Consider the following 1,782-nt stretch of genomic DNA (forward strand, 5'->3'; position numbering starts at 1 on the left):
AGATAGAGTTGTTTTCTATCAGGAAAAAGGTAATAGTTTGAAGAATATAGAATTAATCAAGAAATAAATAAAATTTTCTAATGTAGATTCTAGACGAATACAACAGAACCTATACGTTGACCAAAAATTAAAAACATAAAAACCGATCCAAAAGCCTCCCAAAAATTCGGGAGGCTTTTTTTTATGGTTAAAACCACCGTATACCAATTGAAATTTCGGTCTGATTTAGGCCTAAATAGTGTATGAAATACACTTTACAAAAAACCGATGTTTTAACTATAAATTCAAATCTTTAACATCAAGAAATTGTTAAGGAATAAAAAACTCAATTTTAATTTTTTATTTCAAAAAAGGCACATATATTGGTAGACTTTTTTACCAATTTACTAAACTAAAAAACAAAAAATGATAGTTATTGCAGATGGTGGATCAACCAAAACCAATTGGTGCCTGATCAATGAAGCCGGAAGAAAAATCCATTTTAACACCGAGGGCTACAACCCTTATTTTTCTAAAGGCGATTACATCGAAAGCTCCCTGAGAAATTCTTTGCCGGATCATTTAGAGCCTGAAAAGCTAACAGAAGTTTATTACTACGGAGCAGGCTGTTCTACCGATGCGAACAAAAAAATCGTTGCAGATGCCATGCAAAAAGTCTTTGTGAACGCCAAAATCAATGTTGGCCATGATTTGCTGGCTTCTTGCCGTGCACTTTTAGGCGATGAAGCAGGTTTTGCCGCCATTCTGGGTACAGGTACCAATACGTGTTTATACGACGGTAACGACATTACCTTAAACATCGATTCGCTAGGCTATTTCCTAGGCGATGAAGGCAGCGGCAGTTACATCGGCAAGCGCATCTTGGCCGACTACATGAAAGGCTATATGCCAAAAGGCCTAAGAGAAAGCTTTTACGACAACTATGCCTTAACCAACGAGGATATTTTCGACCATATCTACAACAAACCGCTCCCTAACCGTTTCTGTGCAGGTTTTAGCAAGTTTATTTACGATTTCAAGGAAAGCTACGAAGATTACACCACCTCGGTAGTTGACTACGGCTTTACCGCCTTCTTCGAAAACCTGGTGATCCACTACCCTAACTACAAAAACTACGAACTAAACTGTGTAGGATCTGTAGGCTATAGCTTCAGAGATATCTTAAGTATTGTGGCCGACCGTTATGAAATGGGTGTTGGCAAAATCATCCGCTCGCCAATAGACGACCTGGTGGAATACCACTTGAGCAAAAAATAATTTTATACAAGCACAAAATAGAAGCCTCGAAGCAAAACTTCGGGGCTTTTTTACTGAAGATTAGGGATAAAAGCCGAAGAGACCGCCAAAAGCTAAAGAAAAGACCTAGATCTAAAGCTTGCTTCTAAACAATTGAGCAATCTAGCTACAACTCCCAAAAACTACTTCAAAAAAAATCCCCGAAATAATCGAGGACTTTTGTTTAGGTTGGTTTTTAGTTTAGGTTTATTGTACAATGATCTTTCGGCTGTAGTTTTTGTTGTCTACCTGAAGTACCAAAATATACATGCCAGAAGTAATGTTGTTCTTAGAAAGTTCCCAAAAAAATTCCTTTTTACCAGCATCCTGCGCCTGTTTATTGATCAGCACGGCTAATTGCTGTCTCTTATACACATCTTAAAGAGGGGGGGGGGGGGGGGGGGGGGGGGGGGGGGGGGGGGGGGGGGGGGGGGGGGGGGGGGGGGGGGGGGGGGGGGGGGGGGGGGGGGGGGGGGGGGGGGGGGGGGGGGGGGGGGGGGGGGGGGG

General features: G+C 41.8%; 2 protein-coding genes. One reads left to right on the plus strand and one right to left on the minus strand.

The genetic code is table 11. The annotated features are described in order from the left end of the window. Window positions 1–405: 405 nt before the first annotated feature. A complete protein-coding gene (locus JHD69_RS19635) occupies window positions 406–1,257 on the plus strand; it encodes an N-acetylglucosamine kinase (RefSeq protein ID WP_199142036.1) in 852 nt (283 codons plus the stop codon). Between the two features lie 225 nt (window positions 1,258–1,482). Here JHD69_RS19635 and JHD69_RS19640 read toward each other — a convergent pair whose 3' ends face one another. Continuing rightward, entirely contained in the window at window positions 1,483–1,650 is a 168-nt protein-coding gene (locus JHD69_RS19640) for a T9SS type A sorting domain-containing protein (RefSeq protein WP_199142037.1), read from the minus strand. Window positions 1,651–1,782 lie beyond the last annotated feature (132 nt).

Origin of the sequence: Pedobacter sp. ASV12, from assembly GCF_016429155.1 — a bacterium.
Classification (GTDB): domain Bacteria; phylum Bacteroidota; class Bacteroidia; order Sphingobacteriales; family Sphingobacteriaceae; genus Pedobacter.